This window comes from Halorubrum sp. JWXQ-INN 858 (assembly GCF_009806985.1).
GTDB lineage: Archaea > Halobacteriota > Halobacteria > Halobacteriales > Haloferacaceae > Halorubrum.
Genome location: NZ_WUAX01000011.1, coordinates 295,426 through 310,292, shown reverse-complemented (window position 1 = coordinate 310,292; position 14,867 = coordinate 295,426). Strand labels below are relative to the sequence as shown.

Below are 14,867 nucleotides of genomic sequence, written 5' to 3'. Positions count from 1 at the left end.
CGGGCGGATCGGTACGCGAGTTGAGTCCCACACTACGTCCTTACCCCTCCAAGCTGAACTCGAGGCTTCGATATCCACGCATCGACGTCCCCACCGCATCAGTGCGGGCCGTGTATCCCGCGACGATCATGCTACTGTTTGTCATCGTGACCGCGGTAGACACCACGGCGAGGCCCACCGGGGACACCAACGCTCCCTCCGACCGACGCTGCCGTCCTAACACGGACGACAGCTGATCGCGACCACCGCACGGCGACACACGACCACCGACGCGTCCTGACGACGCGCGTCGACGTTCCCCGACACCCCCGGCCACGAGAGCCGACCACCCCCGCGCGCGCGCCACGCGTCGCCCCCGCGCTCACCCTCGGATCCACCCCGGATCGCCCGCGATCGACCCCCGATCCTCGGTCGCTCGACCGCCGTCGACGGGACCGCCGAGAGCCCCCGCTTCGTTTCCGTGCGGTGGTACGTCCGACGCGCCCGCACTCGCGCCGTCAGCGTCGCCGGCTGCGTCACGCCCGCTCGGACGCGTCGCGATCCCCACGGCGACGCCGTGCAGTGGTTTCACGCGGGCGACAGTCTCCGGTCGCCTGAAACGAACGCCATCACAAGCCCTATATGCGGACCAGTGACTGGGTCTTGACAACTCGAACGCACGCCCGCCGATCGACCCGTCGTCCACGCCCGTCCGCGTCCGGTCGCGTCGTCGTCCGGGCTCGCGTGACCCCGTGGCGTCGACCCGTCGACGCGCGCGGTCGCCGAGTCGCCCATGACGCACGACAGTCCGACCCGTCGCCCGACGCTTGCGGTGTTGTGTGTGCTGACCCTCCTCGCCGGTATGGCCGGGATCGCGATCGTCTCCGAATCGGGGGCCGGAAGTATCAGCAGTATTGGTACTGTTGAGGATGTCGGCGTCGGACCGGATCAGACACAGACGATCGAGGATATCTCGATTCGGGATGACTCTGAATCAGTGACTGTCAGTGTCGGTGATTTAGTCGATGCTGGCGCAGATTTTGACGACGATTCCAGCTCGTACACTATTACAAACGGGCAATCTGCAACCGAAGACGAGGTAACAATTCATAACGCAGACACGTCCGATGCGACGGTTACGATTCAAGAGTCCGCATTGGATAGCCCAACGAATTTTGACCTGATTATTTCAAACGTCGATACGACAGGAGTCGCAACTATTGACCGCTCTCTTGAACGAAGGAACGATGACTTAGAATATCGAGTTCAGCAAGGATACTCCTTCACGTACGGATCTTTTTCTGTCGTCTCAAAGGCGGATACCCGGATCGAACAAGATGCCTACGATCATGAAACGAAGAGCATCGAGGTAACCGATGTTCAATTAGAAGACCCAGAACAGGACTATTTGGCGATTTGGCAAACCGATGAGGACGGTTCTATAGCCAATACGATTGGATTTCAACAAGGAGATCAGGGAACCGTCTCAGTCGATATCGATGAGATCCAAGGAGATACTGAACTCGCTGCTACAATCCATCTTGGTGATGATGGGCTCGATAAAGACGTCATTTATGCTGGTGATCTTGAGACAGTAACTGCTCCAAAGAAGGGAACGTTTGAGAGTGATTCCATAACTGCAGACCCTTCAAATGCAGATGTTCAAGACTCGACACATACCTTTGAGGCAACGATCATCGAAAATTCTGCAACCAAGGGAGGAGACCTGGATCGAATTCTCATTGAGTATTCAAGCTCGTTTACCGATCAAGGCGGAAACCTTTCCAAACTTGGCTCGTCAGAAGATTTGAGTGGACTCTCGATTCAGCGTGAGGAGGATGTGATTGAATTCGCCGATCGAGATGGGGTTGAAGTTCATGCAACCGCTGGACAACTCACGGTTGATGTGTCTCAGGTAGAAGACGTACCCCGTTTGAAGGAAGGCGATACTGTTTCTCTTTCTTATGATTTAATTACCAATCCACAGGAAAGCAGCGAGTACAGTGCTGATGCTGTGATCTATTCTCAGTCGAATAACATGGATAAAGGCTCACAAACAATATCTATTTCTGAAAGCTTGGAAGATGGAGATGTCTCGATTCAAAGCGAGCCGGTTCATTATTTGAGTCACGAGAACCGACTAGACAAAGAAGAAACCGCCGTTATTGAAATACCATTTAATATTGCAATCGATGACAGTCAGGGTACAATCACCGTTGAGACTTCATCGAATAGTTCCTCATCATTCGACCTTGGGGAAGACACCGACATGTACCAGCATAATAGTGGGCAGCTAATTATCGATGCTACAAAACTTGATTCGCCAGTAACTCTTGAGAGTGGACTCTCACCACTCGTAGAGGACGTTGTTTTACAAGACATTCATCCCGAGGGAAAAGGAGAACCAATACAAGCGGAAAGGCGATCGATTCGATACTCTGGCACAACGATCTTTGACAGTACTAACACTACTGTTTATCAAGGAGCTTCTGTTGCAATCGAACACCAAGAGTCAGAAGAATTTACGGTTGATATTGCTAACGAAGACGAACAATCACAACTGCTGTCTGGGACCAACAGTCAGATTTCATTATATGAGACGACCAACCAGCCTCTGGGGAAGTATACGGTTGCAAGTCCGATCTTTGCAGATGATTCCTCTGTAACGTTAGAAAGTGCGAACCTTCTACTGGAGTTGTCTGATTCTGAATTCGATGTCGATGACTCAATCACTGGACAAGTTGAATCACAGATATCTGAGGATACGATTTACTTAGAAATATACACCGACTCTGGTGAGTTGAAGACTAGTAAATACGTGTCTTTAGACGAGGGTGACACCAAATCGTTCAGCTTTGATTCTCTTCAAACCGGGTCATACTCCATACGAGTAATTGATCTCCAGTCTGGAATCAGATCATCTTCATCATTCTCTGTTGCGGATCAGCCAACAGCAGAAGTGGGGCTTCATAACGAACCATCTAACCACACCATCGGAGATTTACTAGACCTCAAAATTAGTACGACTCACCCCACTGAAACCGCCCACCTCCGTCTCGCGTCGGCGGACGGCGACTACACGGGGACGTTCGCGGTCGACCTCTCGGAGGGCGACCCGGCGACGGTGCGGCTCAACACCTACGCGCTGGGCGATCCGGACCTCGCTGCGGACGCGGCGACGGTCGTCGACGGCCCGGCGGCCGTCACGCTCGTCGACCAGACCGCGGTCCCCGACGCCACGATCGACGCGGGCCCCTACGACGTGACGGTCCGCCCCGACGCGGGCGCGGAGCCGGACGACGCCGCGACGCTGACGCTCGCCGAGCGCGACACCGAGGCGGTCACGGTGCTCGCGAGCGACGCGCACGACCCCGCGGACCTGACGACGGCCGACGCGATCACGGCGGCGACCGCGGAGGGGTCGCTGACGGAGGCGGACGCGGTCACCGACGACGACACCGTCGTCTACGCGCTGGCGGCCACGGGCCTCGACGGACTCGTCGCGACCGGCGCCCCGATCGACACCCTCGGCGACCTCGACGCCCGGACGGGCCTGTCGCTGACGGTGCGGGGAACGGACGTAGAGGACGGGGGGAACACGGACGACGAGAGTGACGACGCGGAAGACGACGAGGGTGACGACGACACCGACCCCGTCGCGGCGAACCTCTCGGACCCGTCGTTCGCGGACGCGACGACCGTGGTCGCGGACGACGGACGCCGGTACGCCGTCTTCGAGCAGGCGACCATGGCGTTCGAGGACGAACCGCCCGCCGCCGGCGACGACCTCGCGGTCACCTTCGCGGTGACCGACGACCGGCTCCGGGACGGAACGGAGGCGACGGAGGGGACGGACGACGGCACCGACGACGCCGAGACGGTCACGACGACGGTCACCTACGCGGGCGACGGCGAGTCGGAACACGAGGACACGAGCGGTTCGGGGACGGACGGCGAGGATGGCGGGGATGGCGAGGATGGCGGGGATGGCGAGGACGGCGGAGGCAACGACGGCGACGAGGGCGGCGGGGACGGAACCGTCGACGATGGCGTGGCGGTCGACGACGGGGGAACGGGTGACGACGCCGACGCCACCGCCGGGGCCGACGCGGAGACCGACGAGACGGAAGACGCCGTTCCGTCCACCAACGAAACGGACGTCGCCGACGCCGACCCCGAGGAGGCGGATCCGGACCCCGATGCGGCCGACGACTCGGCGGCCGATCGATCGGCCGGGAGCTCCGGCGGCGGGTCGACGGGTCGATCGGGTGGCGGCTCGAGTGGCGGGGGAACCGCCGAACGCGACGAGCGCGACGCGACCGCCCTCGACCCCGACGGGCGGGTCCGTCTCGATCCGCCGGTCCCCTACGAACGCGCGACGCTGAGGGAGGACCCGGCATCCCCCCTCACTCTCGACGAGTCGGGTGACGGCTCCGTAGCGAACTGGGCGGACGGCTACCTGACGGACGGGGAGATATCGCTCTCCGATCTGGACCGGGACGCGTTAGGGGACGGCCGCGAGCCGTGGATCTCCGTCGACGAGGTGCGCGAGTTCGCCCCCGCTACGGCCCTGCTCGCGGCGGTGCTTGCCGTCGGGCTGCTCGTCCGGCGGAGCCGGTAGGTGGCGTCGGGGGGCGGACCTCCCACCATCAACTCTCGTCACCAACCGAGCCCGAGGAGGCGGTTCGCCGCGAGCCCGGCGGCGACGACGAGCAGGAGCGCGGCGACGGTGCCGAACGCGATCCCCCACCCGGCGACGTCGGCGAGGAACCCGACGACGACGCTCCCCGAGGCGGCGACGAGCATGTAGACGGTGCGGACGAGCCCGAAGCCGGCCCCCTGCTCGGAGGCCGAGAGGTGATCGAGGAAGCGCGGGAGGAGCGCGGCCCCGAAGCTCATTCCGATCCCGATGAGCGCGACGGCGACCCCGATCAGGACGACGTTCGGCGTCGCGAGCGCGAGCGCGATGCCGGCCGCCCCGACGACGACACAGACCGCGGTGGTGGCGTCCCGGCCGACCCGGTCGGAGGCGATCCCGACGAGCACCTGCGCGATCCCCTGGGCGACGAAGTAGCCGCCGAAGGCGATCCCGGCGGCGGTCGCCGAGTAGCCGTGATGCTCGATGAGCAGCGTCGGGAGGAAGGAGGCGACCCCCTGCCACGCGAACTCGCCGAGTGCCGCCAGCACGACCGTAAAGCCGATCGCCGGCCGCGAGAGCAGCTCGGCGAGCGGCCCCACGCGGAACCGCTCGCGGAGCGGCTGGTCGGGTCGCTGCGGCTCCGTCGGGCGCACCCCCGCCGCGAAGAGGACGACGCCGACGAGCCCTACGACCCCGCCGAGCGCGACCGCGGGCCGCCAGCCGTAGCGGACCGCGACCCACGTGACGGCGACGGGCGTGAGCAAGCCGGCGACGGTCGCGCCCGTGTTGTGGATCCCGACGGCGGTGCCGACGTCGTCGTAGATCCGCGCGAGGAACGTCGTGCCGACGCTGTAGTGGAGCCCGGCCACCGCCCCGAGCAGCACGGTCGTGACGACGAACGCCGGGTAGGCGGGCGCGAGCGCGATGAGCAGCGCGGCGACCCCGGTGCCGCCGACGGAGACGAGGATCACCGCGCGCTCGCCGTATCGGTCCGCGAGCACGCCGCTGGGGAACTGCGCGAGCCCGTACGCGAGCCACATCCCCGACAGCGCGAGCCCGATCGCGGCGTTCGACACCGCGAACGACTCGGTGATCCGGGGGACGACCGGGCTGATCGCGAGCCGCCCGAACATCGTGACGAAGAAGGCGAACGTACACAGCGCCAACACCCGGTCCCGGTAGCGGAGGCCGGCCGCTCGCTCGACGACGGAGGACACTACGCGGTCGCACGCGAGTGCCGGTGGTAACGCTGCCGATCCTCGGATGGACCTAAACGGTTCGGTGACGGCAAACGCGACGTTGCAGTCACGCGGCTCCGCGACGGCGCGCGGGTCGGTGACGGGGCGCGAATCGGTGACGACACGCGGGTCTGTGAGGAACCCGGATCAGGTGGTGAACAGCTCGGTGTCGTCGGGCACCGCGAACAGCCCCATCCGGACCCCGGCGTCGAGCCAGCCGTAGCCGTACGAGTACGACGCGAGCGCGTTCACGGGGTCGTTGGCGGCCCGGAAGTGGCGGCCGTCCTCGAGGTACGACTCGGCCATCTCGAGGACGTCCGCGGCGGCCGAGCCGAGGGGCGTGTCGGCCGGCGGGCGCGGCTCCGCGGCCGCCAGCGCGTCCGCGAGCATCCGCCCGTAGCGGTCCGTCTTCTCCTCCAGATCGGCGGCCATACGCCGCGTTGCTCGCCGCGGAGCAAAAGCCCGTCGGGGACGAGCCACGCGGCCGGGCGGGTCACCCGAGCAACGACCGGAGCGAGCGCGTTTCGACGCCGCACTCGTCGCGGTACGCACACGACGAACACCGGTCGTCGTCGACGCGCGGGGGCGGGCCGTCGATCCCGCGCGCCGCCCGGAGCGCCCGCCGGTACGACGCGGTCCGCCGGAGCGTGACGCGAACCGCGCGGACGACGCCGACGGACGGGTACTCGACGAACGCCCGGGGGATCTCCCGCTCGTGTTCCCACGCGAGCGCCTTCGCGGCCGCGACCGCGCGGACCGACTGCGGCCCCCACACGCCCTGCTCGGGCGGCTCGCCCGGCGAGACGACGACGGGCACGGGCGGACGGGCGTCGTCGTTGTCGTCGTCCCCGTCGCAGTCGTCGTCGCCGTCGCGGTCGTTGTCGTCGCCATCCTCGTCGCAGTCGTTGTCGTCGCCGTCCTCGTCGTTGTCGTCCTCCCCATCGATGCCACCGCCGTCGTCGCCTCCACCGCCTCCACCGCCGCCATTGCCGTTCCCGCCGACCGGGTCCAGCACCTTATGAACCGTCCCGTGACAGTCGCGGCCGGCGACGAACGCCCGCTCGCGGGCGGGGTCGACGAGCCGGTCGTACGCGTCGTGGTCGCGCAGCCGCGAGAGGTTCCGCCGGTACGCCGCCGGCGACCGCCGGATCGGGAGCCGTCTGAGCGTCGCGTCGGGCGCGTCGACGAGTTCGGGATACCGGAAGGCGAGCGCGATCCGGGCCCGTGGCTCGGGCGGGACCGACCGGTCGTCGTCGCGACGAACGTAGTAGAGCTGTCGGGGACAGAAGGCCGCGCGGGCGACGTCGCTGAACGGGATCACGCGCCGGGGTGGCCCCGGCTTCGTACGTATACGTTCGGGTCGGCGACCGGCGTCGCCCGAGCGATCGAACGGAAGCGGACGAGGCGGCTCGATCGATCCGGAAGGAGGTATTAAAGCGACACGTCGGTCTCGAGGTCCTCGGTGGCGTCCCGCAGTCCGTCCTCGCGGGCGTCGGCGGCGTACGACCCCTCGATCGCGGCGTCGGTGAGCAGCTCGCGGAACTCGTCGTGGAACCGGCCGTTCGCCCGTGCGGCGGTCAGTTCGGTGCGTGCGACCGCGGCGTACTCGGCGATGGTCGCGGCGTCGACGTCGAGCACCGTGGCGCACTCCTCGACCGGGCGCTCCTCGGCGACCAGCCGCTTCAGTCGTCCGTAGTCGAACGGCGCGTCGCGGTCCGCGTCGGCGACGAGGTGGAGATCGAGGCGCGCGCGCCGGACGGTCGCGGCGTCGACGTCAAGGGCCGTGGCGATCCCGGCGTCGTCGTCCCCTTCGAAGTAGCCGCGCACGACGCGCTCGTAGCCCGCGTCGTCCAGGGCCGTCTCGAACCCGTAACGGTCCCGCATCGTGGCGATCAGCTCCCGGACGCGCTCGTCGACCGCGGCCTCGTCGCGGCCGGTGAGGGACCCGGGCGACTCGGATTGGGACTCCGTCACCGTGTCCGCGCCGGTGGCGTCGATGAAGAGGTCGCGAAGCTCTTCGGTCTTCTCGTCCATGAGGACGAAAGGACGCGCTCCGGGGGCAAAAGCGTACCGGGGACCTCAGGGTCGGTCGTCCGGGTTTCGGGGCGGGCGACGTGGATCCGCCACACCGTAAACCAAACAGTTGAAGTCGGTTTACGAGAGAGCCGTCGCCATGGAAACCCGGACCGACTCCGTCGACCTCGTCGGCGACGAGGCGGCGACCAATCTCGCCCGCGCGGCGCTGTTCGCCGCGCTCGTCGGCGCGTTCGCGTACGTATCGTTCCCGTTCCCGCTCTCGCCGGCCCCCGTCACCCTCCAGGTGCTCGGCGTCTTCCTCGCGGGCGTCTTCCTCGGGCCGGTCTGGGGCGGCGCGGCGCTCGTCCTCTACCTGCTCGCGGGCGCGCTCGGCGCGCCGGTGTTCTCCGGCGGGTCGGCCGGGCTCGGCGAGCTCCTCGGCCCGACCGCGGGCTACCTCTGGTCGTACCCGATCGCCGCCGCGGTCGTCGGGGCGGTCGTCCACCGCGGCGCGACGCTCCGGGCCGTCGACACGATCGGCGTCCCGACGCTCGTCGCCGGCATGGCCGCCGGCGTCGTCGTCGTCTACACGCTCGGCGTGTTCGGCATGATGGCCGTCCTCGGGCTCACCCTCGGCGAGGCGTTCCTGCAGGGAGCCGCGGTGTTCCTCCCGGCCGAGGCCGCGAAGGTCGCCGTCGCCGTCGGGATCGTCCGGTCGGACGCGATCGCCGCCGCCTGACCGTGATCCGCGCCAGCGGGGTCACCTGCCGATACGGGGCGCGTGCCGGGGACCGCAGCGACGGGGCGGCCGGCGGCGACGCCCCGCCCGACGGCGGCTCGGCGACCGGGATCGTCGCCGTCGACGACGTCACCCTCTCGATCCCCGACGGGGAGTTCCTCGTCGTCGCGGGCCCGAACGGCTCGGGGAAGACGACGCTCGTCCGGACGTTCAACGGGCTCGTCCGCCCCGACGTCGGATGCGTCTCGGTGAACGGCCGCCGGGTCGAGGCGGATCTCGTCGCCGCGCGCGCCGCCGTGGGGATGGTGTTTCAGGACCCCCGCGACCAGCTGGTCTCCGCGACCGTCGGCGGCGACGTCGCCTTCGGGCCGGAGAACCTCGGGCTCGCCCGCCCGGAGATCGACCGCCGCGTCCGCGAGGCGCTGGCGGCGGTGAACATGACCGGCCGCGAGGACGCCCGGATCGACGCGCTCTCCGGGGGCGAACGCGAACGCGTCGCCATCGCGGGCGCGCTGGCGATGGAGCCGGACCACCTCGTCTGTGACGAGCCGTTCACGGGGCTCGACGAGCCCGCGCGCCGCTCCGTGCTCGACCGGCTCCGGGCGCTCCACCGGGCCGGGACGAGCGTCGTCGTCGTCACCCACGACCTCCGGGACGTCTGTGCGCTCGCCGACCGGGTCGTCGCGCTTTCCGACGGCCGCGTCGCCGTCGACGCCCCGCCGGAGGTCGCCGTCACCCGGCTCCCCGCGCTCGGCGTCCGCGTCCCCGACCGATACCGGCCGAAGCCGTGACGCTCTCGTACGTCCCCGACGGCTCGCCCGCCCACCGGCTCGACCCCCGGTCGAAGCTCGCCGTGCAGGTCGGCTTCGCGGCCGCGGCGTACGCGTACACCACGCCCCGCGGGTTGGCCGCCCTGACGGTGGTCGCGGTGGTCTGTCTCCGGCTCGCGGGCGGGGGGCCGCGGTCGCTGTGGGCGTATCGCTTCGCGCTGCCGTTCCTCGTCGCCGCGCCGGTCGTCGCGGGCGCGACGCTCGGGGCGCCGTGGTTCCGCGTCGACCGCGCCGTCGAGACGTCGCTGGCGAGCTATCGCGTGCTCCTGGTGTTCGTCGTCGCGGCCGCGTACGTCAGGTCGACGCCCGTCCGCGACTCGCGGGCGGCGATCCAGCGGACCGTGCCCGGGCGGGCCGGCGCGTTCCTCGGCGTCGGCGTCGCGCTCGTCTTCCGGTTCCTCCCCCTGTTGCGCCGGGACCTGGCGACGGCGCGGGAAGCGGTCGCGGCCCGCGGCGGCGACGCCCTGCCGGTCCGCGATCGGATGCGGCTGGTCGCGGTCGCCGGGATCAACCGCGCGTTCGGACGGGCCGACCGGCTCGGGACCGCGCTCTCCGCGCGCTGTTTCGCGTGGAACCCGACGCTCCCCCCGCTCGCGTTCGGGCGGGTCGACGCCCTCGCGCTCGGGTTCGGCGTCGGGTTGGCGGTCGTCGCGCTCGCGACGGTCGTTTGAAACGGTAACGGGCGCTCCCGACCCGACTCACTCCTCCAACCGTCGCCGACGGCTCTGGCTCGAGCGCAGGTCGCGGCGGACGCCAGTGGTGACCATCGAGACCGGAACGACGACCACGGAGACCACCGCGAACAGCGCGAGAAGCGGCGGCGACGGGAGCAGCGGGAGCACGGCCGTGGCGGACGCCCCCTCGTCGAGGATCGCCATCAACGCCGTCGTCTCGGTCGTAAACGTCACGAGGGCGATGAGGAACGCGTACGCGAACACGACGGAGATCGCGGTCCGGATCGGTCGGGTGATCACGCGGCGGACGTGGTACTTCGCGGACGCGACGAGGACGTCCGGGTGTTTGAGGGCGCGGCGGAGCAGGCTTCGATTGGAGCGAGACATGCCTGTCGTTCACAGGCAGGGGTAATCAATCTCCGACCCCAACGGTGGCGGTCGGCCGTCGGCGTCCGAAACCGGCTCCGAAGGCGGAAGTATGAAAGGGCGAAGGGGAGACGTGACGGTCGATGACGCTGCGGAGCTTCCTCGACGGCGTCGAGGCCCCCGAACGGTCGCTCGTCCTGCTCAACCGGAGCGCCCCGCTGCCGGTCAAGCGGCTGCTGGAGCGGCTGTTCGAGGGGCAGCCGGTCGAGATCTCGGAGTCGACGGTCCCGGACGGCGACGAGGACCTCGTGTTGCTCGTCGAGGACGGGACGGTGATCGAAAGCGCCACGCTGGAGGCGTTCCAGAACGATATCCTGCTCGTCAATTCCGACCTGTTCGTCACGGGCGCGCGCGGGCTCGAGGAGATCGAGCCGCTGCCGATCCTCGAACGGCTCGACGAGATCCCCTTCTCGATGCGGGGCTACCCGATGTCGAACGGCGAGAAGCTCCTGTTGATACTTATCTCGCGGTACATCGAGCGGAGGGCGTGGGTGCGCGGCGGCGGAACCCTCCGCGCGTCGTTCCAGTCGCTCTCGCGGATCGCAGACGAGATCGGCACCCAGCAGGTGTACCGTCGCCTCGACGCCACGGACGTCGACGTGCACGTGTACGGGGCACCGGGGTGGGACCCGCCGCCGAACTCGACGATCACCGCCCACGCGGGGTACGGGCCCGACTTCCTCGACTCGTGGTTCGTCGTGTACACGCCCCCGGAGGGCGGGGACGGCCACGTCGCCCTGCTCGCGCTGGAGAACGACCCCAACGAGTGGGACGGCTTCTGGACGTATCGCCCGTCGCTGGTCGCGGACGTCGACGCGTACATCGCGCGGAACCTCTAGGACGCCGTACGGAACCGCTGGGAGCCCGATACCGGCAAACGGCGGACGGGAACGCCCGTCCGCGGGCCCGCCGTTGTGACAAGTTTTAACCCGGCCGTACCCGGGGGATCGATCATGACTCCGCTGCAGGCGGCGACCCGGGAGACGTTCTGGACGATCGGCCCGATAGGGAAGGCCGCGTTCTACTGGCTCGCCGCGGTCGCCGTCCTCGTCTTCCTCTACGGCGTGTACGCGCGGTTCGCGTCGTACACGCAGGGACGCTCGGACCCACAGGATCGGCTGTCGGACCTCCCCGGACGGGTGCTCGCGGCGACGAAGACCGTGTTGTCGAACGAGAACCAGTACGACCGGGACCTGTACGCGGGCGTGATGCACACGTTCGTGCTGTGGGGCTTCCTCGTGTTGGTCGTCGCCACCGCGATCCTCGGCTTCGACATCGACGTCTACCGCCCGCTGACGGGCGGGTCGTTCTGGGTCGGCGACTTCTACCTCGCCTACCAGTTCGTCGTCGACGCGTTCGGGCTGCTGTTCGTCGTCGGCGTCGGGATGGCGATCTACAAGCGCTACCGGAACCGCGAGGGGCGGCTCTGGGGGAAACACACCTCGCTCGAGGACGACGCGTTCGTCTGGACGCTGTTCCTGCTCGGCGTCGGCGGCTTCCTCGTGCAGGCGATCGGGATCGTCGGCCAGCCCGAGCGCGCGGGCGAGACCGTGAGTTTCGTCGGGATGGCGATGGCCGCCGGCTTCCAGTGGGCCGGACTGACGCAGGCGGGCGCGGAGGCGGCCTACGGGGTTATCTGGTGGCACCACTCGCTGCTCGCGTTCGCGTTCATCGCGTGGATCCCGTACGCGAAGCCGTTCCACATGATCTCCTCGTTCGCGAACGTCGTCGCCCGCGACGAGCGGGCCGGCGCGCGCCTCCCGAACGTCCCCGCCGACCTCGACCACACCAACGCCGAATCCATCGCGGACTTCACCTGGAAGGAGCTCATGGACGGCGACGCCTGCACCAAATGCGGCCGGTGTTCCGCGGCGTGCCCCGCGAAGGCGGTCGGACGGAACCTCGACCCGCGTGACGTGATCCTCGATCTCAAGGCGTACCGCGAGTCCGTCAGCGACGACCCGGTCGTCGGCGCGCGCGGCTCCGGGACGGCGGCGACCGACGGGGGATCGACCGTCGCCGACGGCGGGACGGTCCCGATCGTCGCCGACGAGGGCGGCGTGATCGCGAGCGAGTCGATGGAGTCGTGTATGGCCTGTATGGCCTGTATGGACGCCTGCCCCGTCGACATCGAGCACCTCACCTCGTTCACGCGGCTGAACCGCCAGCTCACCGACGAGGGCGCGGTCGACTCGCACCTCCAGGACGTGTTCCAGGACGTGATGCGGACGGGCAACACGTTCGGCGAGTCGGCGTCCGCGCGGGGCGACTGGGCCGACGAGCTCGAGTTCGACCTCGCGGACGCCCGCGAGACCGAGGTCGAGTACCTCTGGTACGTCGGCGACTACCCGAGCTACGACGACCGTAACAAGCGGGTGGCGCGTTCGCTCGCCCGGCTGTTCGAGGCGGCCGACGTCGAGTTCGGGATCCTGTTCGACGACGAGAAGAACGACGGCAACGACGTCCGCCGGATCGGCGAGGAGTTCCTCTACCTCGAGCTGGCGGGTCACCACGTCGAGACGTTCGCCGACTGCGAGTTCGACTCGATCGTCTGTACGGACCCGCATTCGTACAACACGATGAAAAACGAGTACCCCGAGGTCGACTTCGCGGAGTTCGCGGACGACCCGATGATGCCGTTCGACCGCGAGGAGCCGTGGAACGCCGACGGCGACGTCGACGTGCTCCACTGGACGCAGGTGGTCGAGGGGTTGGTGGCCGACGGGCGGCTCGGCCTGTCGGGCGACGAGCTCGACTACACCGTCACCTACCACGACCCGTGTCACCTCGGCCGGTACAACGACGAGTACGAGGCCCCGCGCGAGCTGATCCGGGCGACGGGCGCGACGCTGTTCGAGATGCCCCGGTCGCGCGAGGACTCGTTCTGTTGTGGCGGGGGCGGGGGCGGCCTCTGGACCGAGCACGACGAGGAGGTGAAGCCGAGCGAGGAGCGCCTCCGCGAGGCCGTCGAGGACACCGACGCGGGCGACGCCGTCGAGAAGTTCGTCGTCGCCTGCCCGATGTGTACGACGATGTTCGAGGACGGGCGCAAGACCGGCGGCTTCGAGGACGACCTCGAGGTCGTCGACGTCGCCGAGCTGCTTATCGAGGCGCTCGAAGCGGGCCGATAAGGGGCTCCGGCGACGGCTAACGGTCGCTCCCCGAGGGTTTACGCACGCGCTCGCCCAACCGGTTAGCATGGACGCGTTCCTCCTCGCCGTGCTCGTCGGCCTCCCGCTCGCGTGGCTCGTCGCGTTCGCGGCGTACGCGTACGTCGACGCGCCGAAACACGGGATGAACCCGAAGAAGTGGGCCGCGATCTCGTTTTTCGTCCCGCTGTTCGGCTTCTTCGCGTACCTCTTCGAGCGCGACGAGCAGTCGTACGACCCGGCGGAGGACCCCTACGCCGGCGGCGACGCCGCCTTCGGGATTCACGAGTCGCGCCGGGGAGAGAAACCGCTCGGTCCCGCGGGAACGAGCGTCGACGGGGACGGAGGCGGGGAAGCGGTGGGTGATAGGGAAACAGCGAGAGAGGGGAAGGCGACGGAGGACGGGAAAGCGACGGAGGACGGCGACCGCAGCGAAGGGACGGGAACGACCGGCCGTACCGACGACTGACCCGAATTTTCAGTCGTCGCAGCCGACGACGAGGACCGGAACGGACGCGCCGCGCTGGACGCGGACCGGAAGGGGGTCGGGGTGTAGCAGGCGGTCGAGGCCGGTGCGGCGCGCGGAGCCGACGACGATCAGGTCGGCGTCGTGGGCCGCGGCGAACGAGAGCGTCTCCTCGTGGTCGGTGCCGTAGCGGAACCGTTTCTCGACGTCGACGCCGAGCGCCTCACCGCGGGCCGCGGCCTCCTCGACGGCCGCCTCGCCGGCGCGCTCGCGACGTTCGACGACCACGTCCCAGTGTTCGGTCGTGTCGACGACGTAGAGCGCGTCGACGGCGGCTCCGTGGGACGCCGCGATGTCGAGCGCGGCGTCGACCGCGGCCCGCCCCGTCGCCTCCCCGTCCGTCACGACCAGCACGCGCTCGAAGACGCCGGCCGGCGTCGCGGACTCGGCGGGCGCGGTGGGTGCGGTGGGGACGGCCGACACGTCGTCCCGTTGGCTCGTGTCGTTTGTGGAGGTCGAGTCGCCCGCGGCGATCGGATCGCCTGTGGCGGCCGTGTCGGTCACGGGGTCGCGATCCGACGAGGCGTCGGTCGTCAGCGGGTCGGCGGGTTCGGGATCGAGTTCGACGGACATGGGTTCTCAGGGGGCGACGCGGTCGGCGCGAACGGCCGGCCGTCGCCCTGTCTACCCCTTACTTACAGACACACTCAC

The 14,867-nt window shown here is 68.2% G+C and carries 13 protein-coding genes; 7 read left to right on the top strand and 6 right to left on the bottom strand.

What is annotated here, in order from left to right; all coding sequences use genetic code 11:
• Window positions 1-841 precede the first annotated feature (841 nt).
• Window positions 842-4,600, top strand: a complete 3,759-nt coding sequence (locus GRS48_RS10380) for a hypothetical protein (protein ID WP_159486160.1) — start codon at window positions 842-844, stop codon at window positions 4,598-4,600.
• 38 nt (window positions 4,601-4,638) lie between these two features.
• Here GRS48_RS10380 and GRS48_RS10375 read toward each other — a convergent pair whose 3' ends face one another.
• The 4 genes from GRS48_RS10375 to GRS48_RS10360 all read right to left on the bottom strand — a co-directional run bounded on the left by GRS48_RS10375 (window position 4,639) and on the right by GRS48_RS10360 (window position 7,890).
• Complete coding sequence (locus tag GRS48_RS10375; protein WP_321168397.1) at window positions 4,639-5,835, bottom strand: MFS transporter; 1,197 nt, start codon at window positions 5,833-5,835, stop codon at window positions 4,639-4,641.
• Between the two features lie 168 nt (window positions 5,836-6,003).
• On the bottom strand, window positions 6,004-6,288 hold the full coding sequence (locus GRS48_RS10370; RefSeq protein ID WP_159486158.1) for a DUF357 domain-containing protein: 285 nt from the start codon (window positions 6,286-6,288) through the stop codon (window positions 6,004-6,006).
• 61 nt (window positions 6,289-6,349) lie between these two features.
• Window positions 6,350-7,177, bottom strand: a complete 828-nt coding sequence (locus GRS48_RS10365) for a hypothetical protein (RefSeq protein WP_321168396.1) — start codon at window positions 7,175-7,177, stop codon at window positions 6,350-6,352.
• Between the two features lie 110 nt (window positions 7,178-7,287).
• A complete protein-coding gene (locus GRS48_RS10360; protein ID WP_159486156.1) occupies window positions 7,288-7,890 on the bottom strand; it encodes a hypothetical protein in 603 nt (200 codons plus the stop codon).
• Between the two features lie 139 nt (window positions 7,891-8,029).
• Here GRS48_RS10360 and GRS48_RS10355 point away from each other — a divergent pair, with 139 nt between their 5' ends.
• The 3 genes from GRS48_RS10355 to GRS48_RS10345 are packed head-to-tail and all read left to right on the top strand — an operon-like array spanning window position 8,030 to window position 10,112.
• Window positions 8,030-8,611 (top strand): biotin transporter BioY, encoded by a 582-nt coding sequence (locus GRS48_RS10355; RefSeq protein ID WP_159486154.1) that lies wholly within the window; start codon window positions 8,030-8,032, stop codon window positions 8,609-8,611.
• Between the two features lie 2 nt (window positions 8,612-8,613).
• Window positions 8,614-9,402, top strand: a complete 789-nt coding sequence (locus GRS48_RS10350) for an ABC transporter ATP-binding protein (RefSeq protein ID WP_321168395.1) — start codon at window positions 8,614-8,616, stop codon at window positions 9,400-9,402.
• The gene (locus tag GRS48_RS10345; protein ID WP_200840249.1) at window positions 9,399-10,112 is read left to right on the top strand and encodes an energy-coupling factor transporter transmembrane protein EcfT; all 714 of its coding nucleotides are present in this window, start codon (window positions 9,399-9,401) and stop codon (window positions 10,110-10,112) included. The genes GRS48_RS10350 and GRS48_RS10345 overlap by 4 nt, the downstream gene beginning before the upstream one ends.
• 27 nt (window positions 10,113-10,139) lie before the next feature.
• Here GRS48_RS10345 and GRS48_RS10340 read toward each other — a convergent pair whose 3' ends face one another.
• The gene (locus tag GRS48_RS10340; protein WP_159486152.1) at window positions 10,140-10,502 is read right to left on the bottom strand and encodes a hypothetical protein; all 363 of its coding nucleotides are present in this window, start codon (window positions 10,500-10,502) and stop codon (window positions 10,140-10,142) included.
• Window positions 10,503-10,624: 122 nt separating this feature from the next.
• Between GRS48_RS10340 and GRS48_RS10335 the strand changes: the two genes are divergently transcribed.
• The 3 genes from GRS48_RS10335 to GRS48_RS10325 all read left to right on the top strand — a co-directional run bounded on the left by GRS48_RS10335 (window position 10,625) and on the right by GRS48_RS10325 (window position 14,159).
• Window positions 10,625-11,380: a histidine kinase gene (locus GRS48_RS10335; RefSeq protein ID WP_159486150.1), complete on the top strand. Its 756-nt coding sequence runs from the start codon at window positions 10,625-10,627 to the stop codon at window positions 11,378-11,380.
• Window positions 11,381-11,494: 114 nt separating this feature from the next.
• The gene (locus tag GRS48_RS10330) at window positions 11,495-13,672 is read left to right on the top strand and encodes a 4Fe-4S dicluster domain-containing protein (RefSeq protein ID WP_159486148.1); all 2,178 of its coding nucleotides are present in this window, start codon (window positions 11,495-11,497) and stop codon (window positions 13,670-13,672) included.
• Window positions 13,673-13,739: 67 nt separating this feature from the next.
• On the top strand, window positions 13,740-14,159 hold the full coding sequence (locus GRS48_RS10325) for a PLD nuclease N-terminal domain-containing protein (RefSeq protein WP_235028044.1): 420 nt from the start codon (window positions 13,740-13,742) through the stop codon (window positions 14,157-14,159).
• 9 nt (window positions 14,160-14,168) lie between these two features.
• Here the strand turns inward: GRS48_RS10325 and GRS48_RS10320 are convergent, their stop codons facing one another.
• Window positions 14,169-14,789: a universal stress protein gene (locus tag GRS48_RS10320; protein WP_159486146.1), complete on the bottom strand. Its 621-nt coding sequence runs from the start codon at window positions 14,787-14,789 to the stop codon at window positions 14,169-14,171.
• Window positions 14,790-14,867 lie beyond the last annotated feature (78 nt).

What these genes read in the sequence shown, in the direction of transcription:
- GRS48_RS10380 (WP_159486160.1), top strand. Translation starts at nt 842, where the DNA reads ATGGCCGGGATCGCGATCGTCTCCGAATCGGGGGCCGGAAGTATCAGC.
- GRS48_RS10370 (WP_159486158.1), bottom strand. Translation starts at nt 6,288, where the DNA reads ATGGCCGCCGATCTGGAGGAGAAGACGGACCGCTACGGGCGGATGCTC.
- GRS48_RS10360 (WP_159486156.1), bottom strand. Translation starts at nt 7,890, where the DNA reads ATGGACGAGAAGACCGAAGAGCTTCGCGACCTCTTCATCGACGCCACC.
- GRS48_RS10355 (WP_159486154.1), top strand. Translation starts at nt 8,030, where the DNA reads ATGGAAACCCGGACCGACTCCGTCGACCTCGTCGGCGACGAGGCGGCG.
- GRS48_RS10340 (WP_159486152.1), bottom strand. Translation starts at nt 10,502, where the DNA reads ATGTCTCGCTCCAATCGAAGCCTGCTCCGCCGCGCCCTCAAACACCCG.
- GRS48_RS10335 (WP_159486150.1), top strand. Translation starts at nt 10,625, where the DNA reads ATGACGCTGCGGAGCTTCCTCGACGGCGTCGAGGCCCCCGAACGGTCG.
- GRS48_RS10330 (WP_159486148.1), top strand. Translation starts at nt 11,495, where the DNA reads ATGACTCCGCTGCAGGCGGCGACCCGGGAGACGTTCTGGACGATCGGC.
- GRS48_RS10325 (WP_235028044.1), top strand. Translation starts at nt 13,740, where the DNA reads ATGGACGCGTTCCTCCTCGCCGTGCTCGTCGGCCTCCCGCTCGCGTGG.
- GRS48_RS10320 (WP_159486146.1), bottom strand. Translation starts at nt 14,789, where the DNA reads ATGTCCGTCGAACTCGATCCCGAACCCGCCGACCCGCTGACGACCGAC.